General features: G+C 70.2%; 22 protein-coding genes. 11 read left to right on the top strand and 11 right to left on the bottom strand.

Features of this window, described 5'->3' with window-relative positions; translation table 11 throughout:
* The first annotated feature begins 19 nt into the window (after positions 1–19).
* Positions 20–1336 (top strand): hypothetical protein, encoded by a 1317-nt coding sequence (locus tag B0F77_RS15180; protein WP_086663527.1) that lies wholly within the window; start codon positions 20–22, stop codon positions 1334–1336.
* A gap of 36 nt (positions 1337–1372) precedes the next feature.
* Complete coding sequence (locus tag B0F77_RS15175) at positions 1373–1891, top strand: pyridoxamine 5'-phosphate oxidase family protein (protein ID WP_086663526.1); 519 nt, start codon at positions 1373–1375, stop codon at positions 1889–1891.
* On the opposite strand, the gene B0F77_RS15170 is transcribed toward B0F77_RS15175, so the two are convergent.
* The gene (locus B0F77_RS15170) at positions 1869–2666 is read right to left on the bottom strand and encodes a Rossmann-fold NAD(P)-binding domain-containing protein (protein ID WP_086663525.1); all 798 of its coding nucleotides are present in this window, start codon (positions 2664–2666) and stop codon (positions 1869–1871) included. The two genes, B0F77_RS15175 and B0F77_RS15170, sit on opposite strands and share 23 nt — an antisense overlap.
* Positions 2663–3046 carry a nuclear transport factor 2 family protein gene (locus tag B0F77_RS15165; protein WP_086663524.1) on the bottom strand — a complete coding sequence of 128 codons (384 nt, stop codon included), beginning with the start codon at positions 3044–3046 and terminating at the stop codon, positions 2663–2665. The genes B0F77_RS15170 and B0F77_RS15165 overlap by 4 nt, the downstream gene beginning before the upstream one ends.
* A gap of 92 nt (positions 3047–3138) precedes the next feature.
* On the opposite strand from B0F77_RS15165, the gene B0F77_RS15160 reads away from it, so the two are divergent.
* Positions 3139–3726, top strand: coding sequence for a TetR/AcrR family transcriptional regulator (locus tag B0F77_RS15160; RefSeq protein WP_211293801.1), 588 nt, complete (start codon positions 3139–3141; stop codon positions 3724–3726).
* Here B0F77_RS15160 and B0F77_RS15155 read toward each other — a convergent pair.
* Positions 3717–4766 carry an alkene reductase gene (locus tag B0F77_RS15155; protein WP_086663523.1) on the bottom strand — a complete coding sequence of 350 codons (1050 nt, stop codon included), beginning with the start codon at positions 4764–4766 and terminating at the stop codon, positions 3717–3719. The two genes, B0F77_RS15160 and B0F77_RS15155, sit on opposite strands and share 10 nt — an antisense overlap.
* A 59-nt stretch (positions 4767–4825) precedes the next feature.
* Here B0F77_RS15155 and B0F77_RS15150 point away from each other — a divergent pair, with 59 nt between their 5' ends.
* A complete protein-coding gene (locus B0F77_RS15150) occupies positions 4826–5197 on the top strand; it encodes a MerR family transcriptional regulator (protein ID WP_086663522.1) in 372 nt (123 codons plus the stop codon).
* On the opposite strand, the gene B0F77_RS15145 is transcribed toward B0F77_RS15150, so the two are convergent.
* The gene (locus B0F77_RS15145) at positions 5194–5964 is read right to left on the bottom strand and encodes a CPBP family intramembrane glutamic endopeptidase (RefSeq protein WP_086663521.1); all 771 of its coding nucleotides are present in this window, start codon (positions 5962–5964) and stop codon (positions 5194–5196) included. The two genes, B0F77_RS15150 and B0F77_RS15145, sit on opposite strands and share 4 nt — an antisense overlap.
* Positions 5965–6012: 48 nt before the next feature.
* Positions 6013–7053, bottom strand: a complete 1041-nt coding sequence (locus B0F77_RS15140; protein WP_086663520.1) for an NAD(P)-dependent alcohol dehydrogenase — start codon at positions 7051–7053, stop codon at positions 6013–6015.
* A 142-nt stretch (positions 7054–7195) separates the two neighbouring features.
* On the opposite strand from B0F77_RS15140, the gene B0F77_RS15135 reads away from it, so the two are divergent.
* Together B0F77_RS15135 and B0F77_RS15130 are read left to right on the top strand one after the other, a co-directional pair.
* Positions 7196–8068 (top strand): helix-turn-helix domain-containing protein, encoded by an 873-nt coding sequence (locus B0F77_RS15135; protein ID WP_086663519.1) that lies wholly within the window; start codon positions 7196–7198, stop codon positions 8066–8068.
* The gene (locus B0F77_RS15130; RefSeq protein ID WP_086663518.1) at positions 8065–8346 is read left to right on the top strand and encodes an Rdx family protein; all 282 of its coding nucleotides are present in this window, start codon (positions 8065–8067) and stop codon (positions 8344–8346) included. Before B0F77_RS15135 ends, B0F77_RS15130 begins: the two co-directional genes overlap by 4 nt.
* A gap of 81 nt (positions 8347–8427) precedes the next feature.
* Here the strand turns inward: B0F77_RS15130 and B0F77_RS15125 are convergent, their stop codons facing one another.
* Positions 8428–9207 (bottom strand): SDR family NAD(P)-dependent oxidoreductase, encoded by a 780-nt coding sequence (locus B0F77_RS15125; RefSeq protein WP_086663517.1) that lies wholly within the window; start codon positions 9205–9207, stop codon positions 8428–8430.
* An 86-nt stretch (positions 9208–9293) separates the two neighbouring features.
* Here B0F77_RS15125 and B0F77_RS15120 point away from each other — a divergent pair, with 86 nt between their 5' ends.
* Positions 9294–9878: a TetR/AcrR family transcriptional regulator gene (locus B0F77_RS15120; protein ID WP_158102697.1), complete on the top strand. Its 585-nt coding sequence runs from the start codon at positions 9294–9296 to the stop codon at positions 9876–9878.
* Positions 9879–9904: 26 nt separating this feature from the next.
* Here B0F77_RS15120 and B0F77_RS15115 read toward each other — a convergent pair whose 3' ends face one another.
* Positions 9905–10477 (bottom strand): dihydrofolate reductase family protein, encoded by a 573-nt coding sequence (locus B0F77_RS15115; RefSeq protein WP_086663515.1) that lies wholly within the window; start codon positions 10475–10477, stop codon positions 9905–9907.
* Between the two features lie 172 nt (positions 10478–10649).
* Positions 10650–13400, bottom strand: coding sequence for an ATP-binding protein (locus B0F77_RS15110; RefSeq protein WP_086663514.1), 2751 nt, complete (start codon positions 13398–13400; stop codon positions 10650–10652).
* A gap of 268 nt (positions 13401–13668) precedes the next feature.
* Here B0F77_RS15110 and B0F77_RS15105 point away from each other — a divergent pair, with 268 nt between their 5' ends.
* Positions 13669–13887: a hypothetical protein gene (locus tag B0F77_RS15105; RefSeq protein WP_086663513.1), complete on the top strand. Its 219-nt coding sequence runs from the start codon at positions 13669–13671 to the stop codon at positions 13885–13887.
* Here B0F77_RS15105 and B0F77_RS15100 read toward each other — a convergent pair.
* Positions 13884–14624: a hypothetical protein gene (locus B0F77_RS15100; protein ID WP_086663512.1), complete on the bottom strand. Its 741-nt coding sequence runs from the start codon at positions 14622–14624 to the stop codon at positions 13884–13886. The genes B0F77_RS15105 and B0F77_RS15100 overlap by 4 nt on opposite strands.
* A 60-nt stretch (positions 14625–14684) precedes the next feature.
* Here B0F77_RS15100 and B0F77_RS47855 point away from each other — a divergent pair, with 60 nt between their 5' ends.
* The gene (locus B0F77_RS47855) at positions 14685–14828 is read left to right on the top strand and encodes a hypothetical protein (RefSeq protein WP_158102696.1); all 144 of its coding nucleotides are present in this window, start codon (positions 14685–14687) and stop codon (positions 14826–14828) included.
* On the opposite strand, the gene B0F77_RS15095 is transcribed toward B0F77_RS47855, so the two are convergent.
* The gene (locus B0F77_RS15095; RefSeq protein WP_211293800.1) at positions 14825–16315 is read right to left on the bottom strand and encodes a GMC family oxidoreductase; all 1491 of its coding nucleotides are present in this window, start codon (positions 16313–16315) and stop codon (positions 14825–14827) included. The two genes, B0F77_RS47855 and B0F77_RS15095, sit on opposite strands and share 4 nt — an antisense overlap.
* A 73-nt stretch (positions 16316–16388) precedes the next feature.
* Here B0F77_RS15095 and B0F77_RS15090 point away from each other — a divergent pair, with 73 nt between their 5' ends.
* A complete protein-coding gene (locus B0F77_RS15090; protein WP_143466737.1) occupies positions 16389–16748 on the top strand; it encodes a hypothetical protein in 360 nt (119 codons plus the stop codon).
* A gap of 6 nt (positions 16749–16754) precedes the next feature.
* Positions 16755–17123 (top strand): MerR family transcriptional regulator, encoded by a 369-nt coding sequence (locus B0F77_RS15085; protein ID WP_086663509.1) that lies wholly within the window; start codon positions 16755–16757, stop codon positions 17121–17123.
* On the opposite strand, the gene B0F77_RS15080 is transcribed toward B0F77_RS15085, so the two are convergent.
* The gene (locus tag B0F77_RS15080) at positions 17084–19138 is read right to left on the bottom strand and encodes an AfsR/SARP family transcriptional regulator (protein ID WP_158102695.1); all 2055 of its coding nucleotides are present in this window, start codon (positions 19136–19138) and stop codon (positions 17084–17086) included. The two genes, B0F77_RS15085 and B0F77_RS15080, sit on opposite strands and share 40 nt — an antisense overlap.
* Positions 19139–19237 lie beyond the last annotated feature (99 nt).

Genomic DNA, 19237 nt, shown 5'->3' with positions numbered 1-19237 from the left:
GGGACATGGGGGATCTGCAGTGACGGCGACGCTGGAACGACCGAAGGCACTCGCGGAAAGCGTGCTCCCGCTCCCGGCCGAGCCCCCGCACGAACGGGCCTGGCTGGGCATGGTGTTCGCGTTCCTCGGCTCGATGCTGTTCCTGCTGCTCATCCCGGCCGGCTGGGCCCGGCTCGACCACCTCTGGGCCGAGGACGGCGCCCGGTTCATGGTCGACGCGGTGCGGTTCCCGGCGCCGCACAACCTGATCGAGCCCTACGGCGGCTACCTGCACACGCTGCCGCGCCTGGTCGCCCAGATGGTCGCGCTGCTGCCGATCGAGTGGACCGCCGCCGGATTCGCGGTCACCGCCGCGGTGCTGCGGGTGCTGATCGCGTTGATCACGTTCGCGGGCTCCAAGGCGTACCTGCGGTCGACGCCGATGCGGTTCGTGCTGGCGGCACTGGTCGTCGTGTTGCCGGCGGGCAACTCCGAGACGTTGAACAACATGTCGAACCTGCACTGGTTCCTGCTCTACGGCGCCTTCTGGGCGTTGTTGTGGCGCAACGCCCCGCGCTGGCCCGTCGCGTTGTTCGTGTTCCTCGCCGCCGTGTCGAGCCCGCTCGTCTTCATCCTGGCGCCGATCGCGCTGGTGCGGCTTTTCCTGCCACGCAAGGAAGTGCCGATCGCGTTCCTCGCCGGGCTGGTCGTGCAGGCGATCGCGATGATCTTCGCGACCAGGACGCCGTACTCGCACGACGCGGTCGACCCGGTGCAGGTGCTGCTGGCGAGCCTGCTGCGGGTGCCGGTGGTGGCGTTCACCGGGTCGGAACGGGTCAGCGACTTCTACCCGGCGCAGGGCAACGCGCTGATCCTGGTGACGCTGCTGATCGCCGCGGTGCCGATCGCGACGGGCCTGTGGTTCGGTGACCGCCCGCGCCGGACGCTGGCGCTGACGGCGGTCGCGTACAGCGTGATCGTCATCGTGGCGTGCCTGGTGCTGAACTGGACCCACGTGCTGCAGGTGCAGGCGCCCGAGGTCGTGATGGCCGCGCAGCGCTACAGCATCGCGCCGTGCCTGTTCCTGTTCACCGCGATCTTCGTGGGCCTCGACGCGACGCCGGCGGTGACCTGGGGACGCGCGGTGGTGGGCGGCAGCCGGTACCTGATCGGGATGATCATCGTCGTCAGCATCTTCTGGTACCTGCAGGAACGCGGGCCGGTGCTGCAGGGCGTGCCGTGGGACGAGAGCGTCGCCAACGCCCGTGCGGAATGCTCGGCGGGAGCACCGGAAGCGCGGCTGGAGCACGAGCCGAAGGACTGGTTCTTCGTCGTGCCGTGCGACTCGTTGAGGTAGCTGTCGAAAACGCGGATTCCCGTTCGACGCACGTGCATGACGAACACGACGATTGAGACCCGCAACCTCGACCAGTACGGCGGCGCCGCCCTTCAGTGGAGCCAGGCGCAGGACCTGCTCACCAAGGAGTCCGCGTCGGCAGACGTGCCGTTCTTCCTGAACACCGTGCGCCCGGACGGCAGGCCGCACTCGGTGGGCATCGGCGCCGTCTGGTTCGAGGACAGCCTGTACTTCGTGAGCGGGCCGGGCACCCGCAAGTCGCGCAACCTCGCGGCGAACCCGGCCTGCACGGTGTCGGTGCGACTGACCGGCATGGACCTCGTGCTGGAGGGCGACGCACACCGCGTCACCGATCAGTCCACTTTGGACAGGGTGGCCGCGAGGTACCGCGAGTCGGGCTGGCCGGCCGAACGGGAGGGTGCGGCGCTCACGGCGCCCTACACCGCACCGAGTGGCGGCCCGCCGCCCTGGTACGTCTACCGGATCACGCTGACCTCGGCCCACGCCGTGGCGACCGCGGGGCCGGGCGGCGCTACGCGATGGACGTTCGGCTGAGGAAGTCGCGGAAGGACCGGGCGGGCCGGCCCGCCACGTCCCCGACGGTCGTGGTGACCCGGTCTTCCGCGCCACCGCGGATGTCCTCGTCCAACTGGGCGAGGATCGCGGCGAACTCCCTGGGCAACGAGGCCGCGAGCCGTTCGGTCAGTTCGGGAGTGCTGACCGAACGGTGCCGGACCGGGCGGCCGGTGACCTCCGTGATGATCGCGGCCGCGTCGGCGTAGCTGAGCGCCTCCGGTCCGGTGATCAGGTGATCAGTGTTGTGCGGCACCGGATCCGTGAGCGCACGGGCGGCGACCGCGGCGATGTCCGCGGCGTCGACGAACCCGACCCTGCCGTCGCCGGTGGCCGTGACGATCTCGCCGGCGCGGACACCGGCCGCGACCACGTGGTCGCCGGTGAAGTTCTGCATGAACCACGACGGCCGCAGCACCGTCCACTCCGGCATGGTCCTGACCAGCGCGGGGAGAGCGCCCATCCCCGTGGCGCTCTCCCGCACCGCGGACGAGCTCAGCAGTACCACTCGCCGCACGAGCCGCGCTCGAGCGATGAACGACTCGACCACCGGCACGGGATCAGCCTCCCCGACCGGAGGGATCAGGTACACCCCATCTATCCCGCGAAGAGAATCTTCAAACGTCGCCGGATCGTCCCAGTCGAACCGGACGTGGTTGTCCTGCCTGGGCTTCCGCGTACCGATGCGGGCGCCGGGCAACAACGCCGCGAGCCGGCTGCCGGTCGTCCCGGTACCACCGATGACCAGCACGTTCATGCCGAAAGCTCCTGCACGTAGAGCGGGTTCCAGTAGTCGCGATAGGACACGATCTCGCCGTCGCGAACGATGATCACCGCGATGTAGGAGAACCGGTACGGCTTACCGGTCGCCACCACCACGCCCTCGGCGTCGAACTCGACCACGGCGACGTCCGGGTTCGTGCTCTGGTGCACGACCTGGGTCGGAAAGCCCTGGATGTCGAGCATCTTCGGGTAGTCGCGCAGGTAGTCCTCGATCGCCGCACGCCCCTCCAGGCGCGCCGGGTAGCCGGGCGGGGCGAACGGGAACTCCATCACGCCGTCCTCGGCCCACAGGCCCGCGAACCCGGTCATGTCCTTGTCCAGCAGCAGTTGCAGTGCCCTCGGGATGAGGTCCATGGAAACTCCCAACGAAATGGACGAGACGGTACCGTCCCGTCCACAACGTTAGGCGGGACGGGACCGTCTCGTCCAGTCCTATGATGTGCGTCATGACCAAGCGCACCCCGACCGGCGCCGCCGTGCTGCAGCCTCAGGTCACGTCCGCGATCACCGAGGCCGTGCTCGACGAGCTCGCGCTGCACGGCTACGGCCGGCTGTCGATGGAGGCGGTGGCCAAACGCGCGGAGGTCGGCAAGAGCGCGCTCTACCGGCGCTGGCCGTCCAAACAGGACATGGTGGTCGCGGCACTGTCGGAGTTCTCCGTGCCACTGGCCGAAACCTCGGACACCGGGTCGTTGCGCGGCGACCTGCTGGCGACCGTCACGGCGGTGTACGACTGGCTGAGCCACCCGCGGTTCGCCACGATCCTGCCGGACCTCACCGCCGAGGCCGTCCGCAATCCCGCGCTGGCCGAGGCGATCGCGGCGACCATCGGCGAACCGCGCCGCGAGCTCGGCGCCATCGCGTTGCGGCGCGCGGTCGAACGTCGTGAGCTACCAGCGTATTTCGACGTGGAGATCGCACTCGACCTGATCGCCGCACCCGTCTACTGGCGACTGTCGGTGCGCCGCGCCGAGGTCGAGCCCGACTACCTCGAACGGCTCGTCGACCACCTGATGCGCGCGCTTCAGTGCTGATAGCTGGGGTGGTCGACGTACCCCGCCTCGGTCTGGAACCAGGTCTCGCGGTCCATGCTGACGAACGGTAGCCCGAGGCGGAACCGTTCGACGAGATCGGGATTGCCGAGGTAGGCGCGGCCGTAGCTGATCAGGTCGGCACCGTTGGCGAGCCAGCGTTCACCCTGCTCGCGCGTGCTCTCGTGCGGGCCGATCTGGCCGCCGGGGTTGAGGATGAACGCCGTCGGCCACGCCTTGCGCAACCCCATCAGCACCTCGTCGTCCGCGGTCGCGAGCACGTGGAGATAAGCGATGTCCGGCAACGCCTGCAGCAACGCCGAGTACAGCGCGGGCACGTCGTCCTCGACGATGTCCTGCACCTGACCGCCGGGTGAGAGCCGGATGCCGACCCGGTCCGCGCCGATGGCGTCCACCGCCGCTTCGACCGCCTCGACGGCGAACCGGATGCGTCCGGCGACCGAGCCGCCGTACTCGTCGTCGCGCTGGTTCGCGTTGGAGGACAGGAACTGCTGGATCAGATAGCCGTTGGCGCCGTGCAGTTCGACGCCGTCGAACCCCGCCTCGACCGCCAGCCGGGCCGCGTCCCCGAACGCCCGGATCTGGTCCTGAACCCCTGCGGCGGTCAGCGCGACCGGCACCGGCGCGGGCCGCACCCCCGTCGGCGTGAACACCTCGCTGCTGGACGCGATCGCCGACGGCGCAACGGGATGGTGCCCGGCGACGTCGACGTGTCCGATGCGGCCGCCGTGCATGAGCTGGGCGAAGATCCGGCCGCCGTTGGCGTGCACGGCGTCCGTGACGACGCGCCAGGCCTCGACCTGTTCGTCGTTGTGGATGCCGGGCATGAACGGACCGGCCTGGCCGGTCGCGTTCGGGTGCACGCCCTCGGTGACGATGAGCCCGGCGGTAGCGCGCTGGGCGTAGTAGGTGGCCGTCGTCGCGATCGGTTTGCCGTCCACGGCTCGTGCGCGGGTCATCGGCGCCATCACGAGACGGTTCGGCAGGGTCAGGTTTCCGAGTCGGTAGCTGGTGAGAAGCATGAGAGCTAGGCTAGAAACCTGACATTGACGTCAGAGGTAGCTTTTGTGGCGGAGGTCTCATGCGGATCGGCGAGCTGGCGACGAAGACCGGCGTGAGCGTGCGCGCGTTGCGCTACTACGAAGAGCAGGGCCTGCTTGCTTCCGAACGCAGCGAGAGCGGCCAACGGCACTATCCGGACAAGGCTGCCGACCGGGTGCGGCTGATCCAGCAGCTCTACGCCGCGGGCATTTCCAGCGCGTCGATCCTGGAGATGCTGCCGTGCGTGCTGACCGGAGTGGCGTCGCCGCAGGTGCTGGCGAAACTGCACGGGCACCGGTCGTCGGTGGTGAAGCAGATCGAGGACCTGCAGGAGACGCTCCGCAAGCTCGACTCGGTGCTCGACGGCGCCCACACTTCCCACGCGTCCGGTGTCCCCTGCGCACCGGCCTAGTCCGTTGTGGACATCGCCGGCGCGAGTGCACGGCGCCGCAGTATGACGACCGTGATGCCCAGTCCCAGCAGGACGGGCACGATCGAGGCTTCCAACCCGAACTCGCCGCCGGTCAGCAGCTCCGGCCCGGAGACCTCCACCGCGAACCAGCCGGACGACGCGAACCCCGACACCGGAATGCCGAGCAACGCGACCACGGTGTTCCACGCCCAGTGGATCCCGGCGACGAACCAGATGTTGCGCAGCCACAGGAACGCCGCCCCCAGCAACAGCCCGGCCTCGACCGTGATGGCCGATGAACTCCACAGGGTGCCGTTGGGGTTGCTCAGGTGCGCGAGCCCGAAGAGCGCCGACGTGATCCCCAGGGCGGCCCAGCTGCCGAGCCACTTCTCCAGCGCCTGCAACAGGAGTCCGCGGAAGATCAGTTCCTCGGTGACCGCGGCCACCAGCGACACGATCGCCGCATTGACGAACACCCCGAGAAACTCGCCGGACCTGCTGAACGAGTACCCGCCGAGCAGGGTGACCACCAACGCCGAGACCAGCACGAACCCGGCCCCGACGGCCGAGCCGCGCCCCCACTGCCCCACGGCGCCGGCGCGGGCGATCTCCGGTGCCGGTCGCCGCGCGACGTACTTCGTCACCAACCAGTAGAGGTAGACCGCCGCTACCGAGGAGAGGACCGCCCAGACCGGCTCGGACCCCGCCGCTACCGCCGCTGCTCCTACTCCGACGAGACCGGCCACCAGCCAGATCGCAGTTCTCATGGGCGAGGATGCTACGAACAGGCGGGTGGCCGGCGAATCACTCCGCGATCAGATCGTCGCGGTGTCGATCACGAACCGGTACCGCACGTCGCTCGACTGCACCCGCTCGTACGCCACGTTGATCTGGTCGGCGTCGATCAGCTCGATCTCGGCGCCCAGGCCGTGCTCGGCGCAGAAGTTCAGCATCTCCTGGGTCTCCGCGATGCCGCCGATCATGGATCCGGCGAGCGTCTTGCCTCCGCCGAGCAGGCCGAACAGGTTCAGCGAGATCGGCTCCTCCGGCGCGCCGACGTTCACGATCGCACCGCCGGTGCGCAGCAGGCCGAGGTAGGCGTTGAAGTCCAGCGGCGCGGACACCGTGGACAGGATCACGTCGAACTTCCCGGCCAGCTCGGTGAACGTGGCGGGGTCGCTGGTGGCGCGGTAGTCCTGGGCGCCGAGCTTGAGCCCGTCGTCCTTCTTGCGCAACGACTGCGACAGCACGGTCACCTCGGCACCGAGGGCAGCGGCGATCTTGACGCCCATGTGCCCGAGCCCGCCGAGGCCCACGACCGCGACCTTCTTGCCCGGTCCGACGCCCCAGTGCCGCAGCGGCGAGTAGACGGTGATGCCCGCGCACAGCAGCGGCGCGGCCACGTCCAGCGGAAGTCCGTCCGGGATCCGCACGACGAAGTTCTCGTCGACCACGATCGACTTCGAGTAGCCGCCGTAGGTGACGTCACCGCGTCGGTCGATGGCGTTGTAGGTCATCGTGTTGCCGCCCGTGCAGTACTGCTCGAGGCCGCGCAGGCAGTTGTCGCACTCCCGGCACGAGTCGACCAGGCAGCCGACACCGACCCGGTCGCCGACGGCGTGGCGCGTCACCTCGGAACCGACCTCGACGACCACGCCCGCGATCTCGTGGCCAGGGACCATCGGGAAGATGCCCTCGCCCCAGCCCTCGTTGACCTGGTGGATGTCCGAGTGGCAGATGCCGGCGAACTTGATGTCGATCAGAACGTCGTGCGCGCCGACCGCGCGACGCTCGATGGTGGTGCGCTCCAGCGGTGCCTTGGGTGCGGGAGCGGCGTAGGCAGCGACGGTGCTCATCTGTTTCTCCTCGTTCGTTCGTGTCACCGAGAACAGTGCCGCCGTCGCGAGGACCTACCAAGACACCTGCTTTTCGTACGCCTGGCGTGACTACCACTGGCAGTAGCAGGCACGTTCCCGCCGGTCCGGGGATACTCGGGGCATGGACGTCGACCCGCGCACCGAGCTGAGCGAGTTCCTGCGCAGCCGCCGCGCGCGGCTGTCCCCCGACGACGTGGGCCTGCCCCGCTACGGCAGGGCCCGGCGCGTACCAGGACTGCGCCGCGAGGAACTGGCGCAGCTCGCGGGCGTCTCGGTCGCCTACTACACACGCCTCGAACAGGGCCACGGCCGCAACGTCTCGAACGAGGTTCTGGACGCGATCGCCAACGCGTTGCAGCTCAACGACGCCGAGCGCACCTACCTGCGCAACATCACAGCTTGCCCGTTCGGCAACAAGAAGAAGAAAACCACGCGCCAGGTGCGCCCGGCGTTGAAGCATCTGCTCGACAACGTCGGTGTGCCCGCGTACATCGGCGGGCGACGCTCGGACGTGCTCGCGTGGAACCCCATGGCGGCGGCGTTGTTCGGCGACTGGGGTGAGCTGGAACCGCGCGAGCGGAACTGGGCGCGGTTCATCTTCCTGCAGCCCTCCTACCAGCAGCTCTTCGTCAACTGGGAGAGCAAGGCCGCCGACGTCGTCGGGTTCCTGCGCATGGACGCGGGGTGTTACCCGAACGACCCCGGCCTGACCGCGCTGATCGGCGAGCTCTCGGTGAAGAGCGAACTGTTCCGGCAGCTGTGGGCCAAGCACGACGTCAAGGACAAGAGCTTCGGCACGAAGGTGCTGCGGCATCCGCTCGTGGGCGAGATGACGTTGCAGTACGAGACGCTCCGGATGCCCAGCGAACCCGACCTGTTCCTGAGCACCTACCACGCGGAACCCGGCACCGCGTCCGCCGAGGCGTTGCAGCTGCTGGCCAGCTGGGGCAAGGACGCGGCCCGCGACGGCGCCTCTGTTGGAAACCAGGCATGAGGACACCTCGTCTGGAGATCGAGTACTGCACCCAGTGCCGGTGGTTGCTGCGCGCCGGATGGACCGCGCAGGAGCTGCTGACCACGTTCACGACCGAGCTGGGTGAGGTCGCGCTGATCCCCGGCACCGGCGGCGTGTTCGACGTGCGGCTCGACGGCGAGACCGTGTGGTCGCGCAAGGAGCAGGAGGGCTTCCCGGACCTCGCCGTGCTCAAGCAGCTCGTGCGCGACCGGGTGGCGCCGGAACGGTCGTTGGGCCACACCGATCGCAAGCACTAGTAGTGCTTTGTCGGGTCCGGAGGGACGGACTTCCGCGACAGCGACCCCGGTGGTCGCGCTCTCACNNCCGACAAAGCACTACTAGGCGGTCGTCAGCGCGCCCATCGCCGTCACCGCCAGCCGCCTGGACGCCAGCCGGGACATCCCCGCCAGCAACCGGTTGAGCCGCCCGACGGCGACACTCGGGGGCGGGTTGCGCCGGTCCAGCGTCCGCAACGCGGTCCGCACCACCAGTTCCGGCTGGTGCATCCGCGCGCCGGCCGCCGCCTCCGGTCCCGCCACGTCGAAGAACTCGGTCTGCGTCGCGCCGGGTGACAGCGCGAGCACCCGCAGGCCGCCGCGCCGGTGTTCGTGCCACAACGCCTCGGTGAAGCTCAGCACGAACGCCTTGGCCGCGGCGTACACCGCCATCCTCGGCACCGGCGTGTACGCGGCCATGCTCGCGACGTTGATCAGCACACCGCGCCCGGACCGGGCCAGCTCGTCGACGAACGTCCTGGTCAGCTCCACGACCGCGGAGATGTCGAGCGCGATCTCGGTGCGCAGGCGTTCCGCGTCCTCCCCGGCGAACGGGCCGTAGGTGCCGAACCCGGCGTTGTTGATCAACCCGGTCAGGCTGATCCCGCGGGTGCGGAGCTCAGCGGCGAGGCTCGCCGCCGCTCCGGGTTCGGTGAGGTCACACGGCAGGACGGTGACGTCCACGCCCCGCAGTTCCGCCGCGAGCGCCTCCAGCCGTTCCGCCCGGCGAGCCACCAACACCAGGTCAGCGCCCCTGCGAGCGAGTTCACGGGCGAACTGCGCGCCGATCCCGGCACTGGCTCCGGTGATCAGGATCCGCGCGCCTCGATAGTCGATTGTCACTTCAAGTCCTCCTTGGCATCGAGTGCCAAGTTAGCATCAGATGCCACAGAGACGCCAAGAGACGAGGTGGCACTAAGGTGGAGGGCGTGCCAGATCGCCTGTGGGACCGCACTCGCCGCCGTGTCCAGGAAGAGGTCGTGGACGCCGCACTGGCGTTGTTCCTGGAGCACGGCTTCGAGGAGACGACGGTCGACCAGGTGGTGGCAGCGGCCGGGATCTCGCGGCGCTCGTTCTTCCGCTACTTCGGCACGAAGGAGGACATCGTCTTCGGCGATCTCGCCGAGCAGGGCCCGGTGATCCTCGAAGCGTTGCGCGAACGCCCCGACGACGAACCGATCTGGGACGCGCTGGGGCACGCGTTCTCGGTGCTGAGCACCCGGATGAGCCCGGAGCGCGGTGTCGCGATCGGGCGGCTGGTGGTGACCAGCCCCGCGTTGCGCGCCGCGCACCTCGAGAAACACCTGCGCTGGCAACAGGTTCTGGCGCCGGAGGTGGAACGCCGGGTCGGCATCGGTGACGCGCCACCCGGCCTGGTCGGCGAGGCGATCGTGGCCACCGCGCTGGCGTGCCTCGACGCGGCCACCACCGCCTGGCTGCAGCAGGGCGGCGACGACCTCGACGAACTGCGGCGGCTCACCTACTTCGCGCTCGCCGCGGTCCGAAGTGGATGATCAGCTGATGCCGGACGCGCTGTGCGTCAGCGCACCACGTCGTAGACCAGCTTCTGGATGCCGTTGGAGTACGACTCGCTCTCGACGACCTTGAGCAGCTGCTTGTCCTTGTCGGTCTCGCTGAACAGCCGCTTGCCCGCGCCGAGCAGCACCGGGAACACCAGCAGGTGGTAGCGGTCGATCAGGCCCGCGTCGGACAGGTTGCGGTTGAGCGTCGCGCTGCCGTGGATGGAGATCGGCCCGCCCTCGGTCTCCTTCAGCGCGGCCACGTCGTCGAGGGACCGCAGGATGGTGATGTCGCCCCAGTTGTCGACCAGCTGGTCTTCCTTCAGCGTGCTGGACACGACGTACTTCGGCATCACGTTGTACTGCGGGAAGTAGTCGAGCGTCGGCCACACCGGGGAGAACGCCTCGTAGCTGACCCGGCCCATCATCATCGCCGCGGCCTCTTCCTGCTCACGGCCCTTGATCTCGTAGGCGGCCTCGTCGAACTCGATGTCCTTGAAGGTCCAGCCGGAGCTGCGGTGACCGGGCTCGCCGCCGGGGGCTTCGACGACGCCGTCGAGCGAGACGAACGCGGTGGCGATCAGGGTGCGCATCGGGGTTCTCCTTGGTGTTCGCGCTGGGCTGTCATCAGTGTGTCGAACGGTAGACGCCGGGATCGACATCGTGCGCCAGGAGAGTTTTCGGGCTGCGTCACGGCGGCGCTGAACACCCCACCGAGTCCAGCGCCGCCGGTTGGTCCAGGAGTGTTCCGGGGGCTGGGCCGGCTCACATGCGGGGAGAGCCCCCAATTAGGGGACGGGCATGGGTGATGAGGGCGGCCCTGGACGGCTGGCCGGTGCACGCCTTGAGGCTCGCGACGTGGCGTTCGACGGTGCGCGGGGACAGGAACAGCCGCTCGGCGATCTCGGTGTTGCCGAACCGTTCCACGACCAGCCGCAGCACCTCGAACTCCCGCACCGTGACACCGGCCTTGCGCAGCTCGGCGGGCACCGTGTCGTGGTCACGCCGCCGTCGTTGCCGGGGAGCACCCGCCTCGCGCAGCACCGCCCGGCACGCGGAGGCCACGGCGGGCACGTCGCGTTGGTGGAAGTACTCCTCGGCCTCGCGCAACCACTCCAGCGGCTCGCCCCAGCCGTCCGCCAGCGCCCGCGGACCGGCCAGGCGAAGGCCGAGGTAGCGCGGCAGGCCGAGTCCGGTGCTGAGTTCCACCGCCTCCCGCGCGGCCTGGTCCGCCTCGGCGGTGCGCCCGTCGCGGCCGAGCAGGATCGCGCGGCTCCAGGCGAAGTAGGTCCGGTGCATCCGAACCTGGGCGAGATGCGACTCGGCCAGCCGCTCGTACTCCGGCCAGCCCGCGAGGCCGTGCGCGACCCGGACGAGCAGACGCGGCCCCTGGTAGAAGGTGCCGCGCAGGATGCGAGGTTCCGTGACGGCCTTCTCCACCTCGTCGAACTCGGCCAGCGCGCGGTCGTACCGCTCCTCCATCAGCGCGCAGACCGCCGAGCTGTACGACCAGATCTCCGCCGAACCGCCGTGGTCACGCAGCTGGGCCAGCGCCCGGTCGGTCGCCCTGCGGTCACCGTGCATGGACGCGATGCCCGCCTCGATGGCGACGGCGAGCGACTTCAACGCGTGCAGGCCCAGCTTCTCGGCGGCCTCCCCCGCGCTGGCGCCGTACCTCGCGGCCTCCTCGTACTCGCCGCGCACCAGGTAGGTGCCGCCCAGGTGCAGGTCGGCCGCGATGAGGATGACGATCGCACCGGTGTCGAGCGCCGCGCGCCGGGCGGCCAGCAGGATGTCGACCCCGATGGTCAGGTACTTGTCGGTGATCCCCAGTTCGAGCAACGCCCGCAGCCGCCACGCCGCGAGCCCGTGCTGTTCGGCGACCTGCAGCCACCGCTGGATGTGCTGCCGCGCCTCGGCCAGGTCCTGCCCCCGTGTGCACCTGGTGAGCACTTCGAGGGCTTCGCAGACGATCTCCGGGGTGCCGGTCGCGGCCGCGCGTTCGGCCAGGGCGCGGGCCTTGGGCAGCAGGTCCAGCTGGTTGAGCCCGAGCAGGAGCGTCGCCTTGACGACGTCGACGGCCGCGCAGGTCTCCTTGGCCGACGCGAGCAGGTCGAGCCCGCGTTCCCACTGCCCCGCGACGGCCGCGACGCGTGCCTGCGCGAGCCGGACGACGGCTCTTCGCTCGACCGTGGCGTGCGCCGCGGTGAGTGCCTGCTGCAGTCGTTCGCCGAGCGCGAAGGCCCGCGCGCCGTTGTCCGCGGGCACGACGACGGCGGCCAGCGGGAGCACCGCGGCGAGCGCGTCGAGCAGGTCGGCCGCGAGGTCCGGATCGTCGTCGAGCAGGGCCTGCCCGCGTTCGAGCAGCTCCACGGCCGTGCCGAACCGGCCGAGCGCGGCCGCGTGCCGTCCAGCCTGGACGAGGCTGCCGACGGCCTTTCGCGCGTCGCCGGCCGCCTCCCACAACTCGGCGATGAGCTCCAGTTCGTTGGGGCGCAACGCTTCTGTGGTTTCCGCGGCTTTGCGGGCGAGGGACGTTCGGGCGGTCGTCGTCATCCGGCCGCGGATCGCGTCGGCGGTCAGCGCGTGCCGGAACTTGTGGCCGTGGACGAGCTGCGCGCGTTCGGCGTCCTGCAACAGCCGCGACGCGTCCGTGCACTGGGCGACGGCCGCGACGACGTCGAGCGGGAACGTCTGCCCGAAGATCGCGGCGGCTTCGAGCAGCGCGACGCACTCGGGGTCGAGCGCGTCCACCCGCTGCGACGTCGCCGCCGCGACCGTGGGCGGCACGGCCCGCAGGTCGCCGTTGACCAGTTCCTCCACGACGAACGGCACGCCGTCGGAGATCCTGACGAGCTCGGTCAGCACGTCGGCCGGCACGGGCTCGCCGAGGCAGTGGCGGGCGAGTTCCGCGACCTCGGCGTCCCGCAATCCGTTGAGCCGCAGGACACCCGCGACCCGGCGGGCCGCGGCGGAGTCAGCAAGCTGTTGCGCGCCATCGGGATGCGGCCGCAACGTCGCCAGGAGCAGCACCGGTTCGTCCGCGAGGTTGTCGAGCAGGTAGTCCACCACGGCCAGCGTCTCGCCGTCCGCCTCGTGCAGATCTTCAAGCACCACAACGGTTTTCTCGGCCGTGAGCAACCTCAGGACCGCCTCGGCCCTGACCACGGCCGGATCCGGCACACCGGCGGGCGCGTCCGGGGCCATCCGCAGCAACACGGGCAGATACGCGCCGAGCTGCTTCTCGTCCGGGGCGGCGACCTTGCGAAAAGCCGACAGCACCGCCTCGCACAGCGCCCGCAACGGCACCGCGCGACTCGCCCGTCCCCTGAGCACGCGAAAGCCGAGGTGCGAGGCGTGCCCGACGAGCTCGGACGCCAGCCGCGACTTGCCGATGCCCGCTTCCCCCACCAGGAACATCGCGCCACCGCGACGTTGCTCGGCCCGTGCCACGGCGGCCCGCAGCGCTGAGGTCTCCTCGCTCCGACCCACCAGCACCGGGGACTGGAACTGCATGGCGCCCGACCCTACTAGTGGCGTGTCACGCAACGTTGGCGAGGTAATTCACGCTCAGCAGGACGCCTCGCGGCACCGCCCCCACTCCCACAGCCAACCAGGATGAGGAAGCGGGGGCGGCACCACGATGCGCCCGTCTGAGCGCGAATTCCCCCGGCAACGTTGCGAGCCACACCACTAGCTCAGGAACCGGTCAGGAATCGAGAAGCCCGGTGACCAGCGTCGCTCTTACCGTTGTCCACGACAACGACCTGGGAGGACGAAAAAGATGAGCAGCAGCAAGGGGATCCGCAAGTTCCACCGCCTGGTCAGCATGTTCTTCATGGCCACCGTGGTGTTCACGGCGGTCGCGCTGACCGTCGACAACTCGGTGATCTGGGTGTCGTACGTGCCGCTGCTGCCGCTGTTCGTCCTGATGGGCACCGGTGTCTACATGTGGTTCCTGCCCACGATCGCCCGCCGCCGGGCCCGCCGCGCGACGGCCTAACCCTCAAGCCGGTTCTCGAGGTGCGTCAGGGTGGCGTTGAGCGCCACCCCGTACACCGCGATCCGGCACGCCAGCCGCCAGAGCGTCGCGTCGGTCGGCGCCACGGCCAGGCCGACCACCAGTTCCCGCACGAGCCGCCGGGTCTGCGCGACCAGCACCCCGACGCTCTCGGTGATCTCCGCGAACGCCGCCGACACCGCGCTGAGGCCGCGGATCGCCTCGACGTTGTGGCCCATCAACCGCAGGTGCTCGTCCGCGCCGGGCCAGCCCGGCACGTCGGCGGCGAGGTAGTTCGCGAGGTCGTTCGCCATCTCGCGCTGCTCGGCCGCGATGTTGTACCAGGTCGTGGCATGTGCGGTGATCACGTCCGGGCGCCCGGTCAGCTCGTCCAGGACGTCCCGCAGCGGCCCGATCCGCTCCATCGCCGGCGCGGCGGTCTGCGGGACCGGCGCGATCAACGTGGGCAGCGCTGCCTCGCGCACCGGATCAGGGTCGGGTGGCTTGACCCCGTAGAGGTCGTACAGCCCGGCCACGATCAGCCGCAGGTTCTCCTCCACGTACGCGACCAGCTCGTCCTGCCTGGCGTGCTTCTCCAGGACGGTGTCGATGATCCACCGGCACAGCCGCCCGTAGACGGTCTCGTCGCCCACGACGGCCGCGCTGGCCCGGTGGACGGCGGCGAACCGCAGGCGCACGGCCTCGATCTGGCCGGCGTGGCGGACGATCTGGCCGGTCACGCTCCCCCTCGACTCAACGAACTCGCACCTGGCAACGTTAGTGGCGGCAGGGGGTGGGCGGTGGCCGAACCGCCGACGTGCAGCGACCGCCGGCCCGACACGTGTTTCAGCTACGCCGGCACGTTCACCAGCGACGTCCACGCGACTCGCCCCGTCGCCCTGGGCGGTTCCCTGAAGGAAGGCGTCGACCAGGGCGACAGCTAGTTTTTCCTGATCAGGTCCGCGGCGCGCTCCGCGACCGCGATCGTCGGCGCGTTGGTGTTGCCGCGGGGGACCGCCGGCATGACCGACGCGTCGGCGACCCGCAACCCCTCGACCCCGTGCACCCGCAACTCCGTGTCGCAGACCGGTCCCATCGCGCAGGTGCTGGTCGGATGCCACACCGTCGTCACGGTCCGCCGCACGTACTCCCGCAGCTCGTCGTCGCTCTGCACGTCCGGGCCAGGGAACACCTCCTCGGTGATGTGCTCGGCGAGCGGTCCGCGGGCGGCGATCCGGCGCTGTTCCCGCAACCCCGCGACCAACGTGTCGAGGTCGGCCTCGTCCGACAGGTACGCCGGGTCGATCAGCGGTCGTTCGAACGGGTCCGCGGAAGCCAGCGCCACCCGGCCACGGCTGCGGACGTGCACGGACACCACGACCAGCGACACCGCCCGTTTCGCCGGGTCGATCACCAGCCCGTCCGGTCCCATCGAGGCCGCGACGGCGACCGCGTCGTACTGCGCGTCCGGCGCGGGCAGATCGGCCTGGGTGCGGCTGAACCCACCGGCCACGGCGAGGTGCGACGCGAAGGGTCCCTGACGTTCCCGTTGCCACCGCTCGAAAGCCTCCGGCGTCAGCTCCTCGAAGAAGTTCGGCACCTCTGGCGTCGCGAACTGCGCGATGACCAGCGGATGGTCCTGCAACCCCTCGCCGACCGGCAGGTCCACCAGCGGTTCGATGCCGAGCGCCGTCAGCTGCTCGGCGGGCCCGATGCCGGACAGCAGCAACAGTTGCGGGCTCTTCACCGCCCCGGCCGACAGGACGACCTCTCGGCGGGCCCGCGCCTCGCCGTCGGCCCAGCTCACGCCCACCGCCCGGCCGTTCTCGATCAGGACCTTCGTGACCTGCGTGTTCGTCAGGATCGTGAGGTTGTCGCGCTGCCGCAGGTACCCCCGCGCGGTCGACCAGCGCTCGCCGTTCTTCTGCGTGACCTGGTACGGGCCCGCACCGTCGGACAACCCGTGTTCCTGCGCGGACTGCACCCACGCCCGTGCGAGCGGATGGACGTACCGAGCGTCCTGAACGGACAACGGCCCGTTCTTGGCTTTCTCGAAGTAGGGCAACAGGTCCTCGTAACCCCACCCCGTGCACCCGTAGGTGTCCCGCCAGGTGTCGTAGTCGAGCCGGTCGCCCCGGACGTAGATCATGCCGTTGATCGACGAACTGCCACCGAGCGCACGCCCGCTGGGCCACGGCACCCGCCGCTGCTGCGCGTCGTCCTGCGGGACGGTGATGTTGTCCCAGGCGAACGGCCCCTGCCAGAGGCTCGCGGCCTGGGCCGGCACGCGCATCTCCGGCGCGCTGTCCTCCGGTCCGGCCTCGACTAGCAGCACCTGGCTCGCCGGGTCTTCGCTCAACCGGCCCGCGAGCACACAACCCGCGCTACCGGCGCCGACGATGATGAAGTCGTACTCCACAAGAACCCCCAAGTACTTGTCCTGTCACCACCTTCCTCCTCAGGGCTTGACCCTGCACCGAAGTGCAGGGTCCATCGTGATCGGCATGCAGACTTCTGTGGCCCGCTGGGGCCGGGCCGGCGCGCTGTACGACCTGGTGGCGAGCGTCGCGTTCGGCACGCCCTGGACCGCCTCCCTGGTGCTGGACCTGTTCGGCAGCCCGAGTTCCGACACGATGACCCTGTTGTTCGCCACGCTGTTCGGCACTGTGGTGGTGATGTGGTCGATCGCTCGGTGGTACCGCCCCGAGCCGTTGCTCATCGGCATCGACACGGCCGGACGGGCGCTGTTCAGCCTGTGGTTCGGGTGGGCGTTGTGGCACGGGCAACCGCCGGTGCTGGCGGTGTTCCTGGCGCTGGAGCTGTTTTGGGGCGTCGTCCAGTTGCGCGCCCTGGTCCGGAGGTAGTTTGCGATGGTGCGCATCTCCGAACTGGCCCGCGCCGCCGGCGTGGGCATCAGCACCGTGCGGTTCTACGAGCGCCGCGGGCTGGTCACTCCGACCACCCGCACCCAAGGCGGCTACCGCCACTACGACCGGGAAGCCCTGCGGCGGCTGAAGTTCATCCGCCGCGCGGCCCGGCTCGGCTTCACCCTCACCGAGGTGGAACAGATCCTGGCCTTCTCCACCGAGTTCGCCGGGCTGGAGGACGTGATCACCGAGAAGGTCGGCGAGATCGAGCAGCGGATGCGCGACCTGGACCGCGTGCGCCTGGCGTTGCTCGACGTCGCCGCCAACGGTGTTCAGGAGCAGTGCCCGGTGGTCGCGGCGCTCAACGAATGAGTCCACATCGGACGGAGCCGGGCGCGCACCGCGCTCACGCCGGGGTGGTCGAGCTGGGTGCTCGCGCGGGTCAGGACGCGGTGCGCGTGGCTCTGCGCGCGCGGGTCGGCGAGGTCGGACCAGTGCCCGCGGCGTTCGAGGAACTCGGCCAGCGTCCGGGCCAGCTGCCAGGCGTGGGTGTCGAAGCCGGTGGCGGCGGCGTGCTCGGCGGCGGCGAGCAGGACGCGCTGCTCGGTGGTGAACCAGGCCAGCGCCTGCGACCGGGCCGCCGCCAGGGAGGTCCGCACGTAGTGGTCGAGCACGCGGCGGGTGGCAAGCCGTCTGTCCGCGACGCTGTCGTGGAGCTGGGCCAGTTCGACGGCGTACGCGCGCAGGAGGTCGTGCAGCAGGTACCGGCCGGGCTGGTGTTCGACGAGCAGGTGCGCGCGAGTCAGTTCGGCGAGCAACGGCCCGACCTGCGGCGTTCCCAGGAGACCGGCGGCGGCCGACGCGCAGACGTCCGGGCCGGGATGCAGGCCGAGCAGGCGGAACAGCCTGGCGGCCGCGGACCCCAACGCACGGTACGACCAGGAGAACACCGCGCGGACGTCCGTGGCCGAGTCACCGCCGTCGAACGGGTCGAGCCCGCGACGCAGTTCGGCGGCGATCGCCCTCAGCGGGAACCCGGTGCAGGCGGCACGAGCGGCCACGACGGTGAGTGCGAGCGGCAGGCCCGCGCACCGCGTGATGATCTCGGTCGTAGCGGCGGAGTCGGCCGGGACCGCGCGGAGGCGACCGGCGAGCAGCTCACGTGACTCCTGCGCGGACAGGAGATCCAGCGCGACGGGATGCGCGCCGTCCGCGGCGACCAGGCCGGTCAACCGCGTGCGACTGGTCACCAGCACCAGACACCCCGGACTGCCCGGCAGCAGTGACCGGACCTGGTCCGCGTCCCTGGCGTTGTCCAGCACGATGAGCATTCGCTTGTCCGCCAACGCACTGCGGTACCGACTGGCCTGGGCGTCCGTGCTGTCCGGGACGCGCAGGCCGAGCGCGCCGAGCAACGCGCGCAACGCCTCGCCCGTCGTCATCGCGTCGTCCGGGCCGAACCCGCGCAGGTTGAGGTACAGCTGGCCGTCCGAGAACCGTGCCGCGACCCGATGCGCCCAGTGCACCGCCAGCGCCGTCTTGCCGACCCCGCCCATACCGGACACCACCACCGGGCCGGTGGACACGGCGTCGAGCGCCGCGAGTTCGCGAGCCCGTCCGGCGAACGACCGCGGCGGCGCCGGCAACTGCCGCGGGGTCACCTGGCCGGCCGGCAACGCGAGGTCCCCGGTGAGGATCTTCTTGTGCAGCAACCGCAACTCGGGTCCGGGGTCGGCACCGAGCTCGTCGGCCAGCCACAGCCGGACCTGTTCGTAGCGCAGCAACGCGTCGGCCTGCCGCCCGCAGCGGTACAGCGCCAGCATCAACTGCCCGGCCAGCCGTTCGTCCAGCGGGAACGCCGCGGCCGTCGCGTCCAGCTCGGCCAGCAGCTCGGTGTGCCGTCCCTGCTCCAGTGCCAGGTCGTTGCGGTCCAGCAGGGCGGCGAGCCGGCGTGCCTCCAGCGCGGACCGCACCGTCACGAGCCACGGAGTGTCCAAAGTGGAGAAAGGCTCCCCGCGCCACAGCCCGAGCGCGTCGTTGAGCAGCCCCACGTCCGGCGTGACGCGCGCCCGTTCCAGGAGGCCGGTGAACCGGTGCAGGTCCACGGTCATCGGATCGACGGTCAGCACGTACCCGCCCTGCCGCCCGACGATGCTCACCTCGTCCGGAAGCACCTGCCGCAACCGCGACACGTACCCGGCGACCGCGTTGCGCGCCCGGTGCGGCACCTGCTCCCCCCACACCCGGTCCACGAGCACGTCGACGGGCACCAGCCGGTTCGCCTCGACCAGCAACGCCACCAGCACACATCTCTGCCGGGAGTGGCCGACGTCCACGACCCGGCCACCGACGCGGACCTCGACGTCGCCGAGCAGTCCGAACTCCACCAGCACTCTCCCCTGAGCAGCCGATCACACAGTTCCCGAATCCCTGCCGAACACCGGACGTCCAACCTCATTTGCGACAGACCGGTCGCAGGGAACCGG

The organism is Lentzea kentuckyensis, assembly GCF_002150765.1.
GTDB classification, from domain to species: Bacteria; Actinomycetota; Actinomycetes; order Mycobacteriales; family Pseudonocardiaceae; genus Lentzea; species Lentzea kentuckyensis.
Note: the sequence above shows the minus strand (reverse complement) of the source record. Positions and strands in the feature narration are given on the sequence as shown.

What these genes read in the sequence shown, in the direction of transcription:
- B0F77_RS15105 (WP_086663513.1), top strand. Translation starts at nt 13,669, where the DNA reads ATGAGCAGCAGCAAGGGGATCCGCAAGTTCCACCGCCTGGTCAGCATG.
- B0F77_RS15140 (WP_086663520.1), bottom strand. Translation starts at nt 7,053, where the DNA reads ATGAGCACCGTCGCTGCCTACGCCGCTCCCGCACCCAAGGCACCGCTG.
- B0F77_RS15155 (WP_086663523.1), bottom strand. Translation starts at nt 4,766, where the DNA reads ATGCTTCTCACCAGCTACCGACTCGGAAACCTGACCCTGCCGAACCGT.
- B0F77_RS15130 (WP_086663518.1), top strand. Translation starts at nt 8,065, where the DNA reads ATGAGGACACCTCGTCTGGAGATCGAGTACTGCACCCAGTGCCGGTGG.
- B0F77_RS15160 (WP_211293801.1), top strand. Translation starts at nt 3,139, where the DNA reads ATGACCAAGCGCACCCCGACCGGCGCCGCCGTGCTGCAGCCTCAGGTC.
- B0F77_RS15135 (WP_086663519.1), top strand. Translation starts at nt 7,196, where the DNA reads ATGGACGTCGACCCGCGCACCGAGCTGAGCGAGTTCCTGCGCAGCCGC.
- B0F77_RS15165 (WP_086663524.1), bottom strand. Translation starts at nt 3,046, where the DNA reads ATGGACCTCATCCCGAGGGCACTGCAACTGCTGCTGGACAAGGACATG.
- B0F77_RS15145 (WP_086663521.1), bottom strand. Translation starts at nt 5,964, where the DNA reads ATGAGAACTGCGATCTGGCTGGTGGCCGGTCTCGTCGGAGTAGGAGCA.
- B0F77_RS15115 (WP_086663515.1), bottom strand. Translation starts at nt 10,477, where the DNA reads ATGCGCACCCTGATCGCCACCGCGTTCGTCTCGCTCGACGGCGTCGTC.
- B0F77_RS15150 (WP_086663522.1), top strand. Translation starts at nt 4,826, where the DNA reads ATGCGGATCGGCGAGCTGGCGACGAAGACCGGCGTGAGCGTGCGCGCG.
- B0F77_RS15175 (WP_086663526.1), top strand. Translation starts at nt 1,373, where the DNA reads ATGACGAACACGACGATTGAGACCCGCAACCTCGACCAGTACGGCGGC.
- B0F77_RS15110 (WP_086663514.1), bottom strand. Translation starts at nt 13,400, where the DNA reads ATGCAGTTCCAGTCCCCGGTGCTGGTGGGTCGGAGCGAGGAGACCTCA.
- B0F77_RS15170 (WP_086663525.1), bottom strand. Translation starts at nt 2,666, where the DNA reads ATGAACGTGCTGGTCATCGGTGGTACCGGGACGACCGGCAGCCGGCTC.
- B0F77_RS15090 (WP_143466737.1), top strand. Translation starts at nt 16,389, where the DNA reads ATGCAGACTTCTGTGGCCCGCTGGGGCCGGGCCGGCGCGCTGTACGAC.
- B0F77_RS15085 (WP_086663509.1), top strand. Translation starts at nt 16,755, where the DNA reads ATGGTGCGCATCTCCGAACTGGCCCGCGCCGCCGGCGTGGGCATCAGC.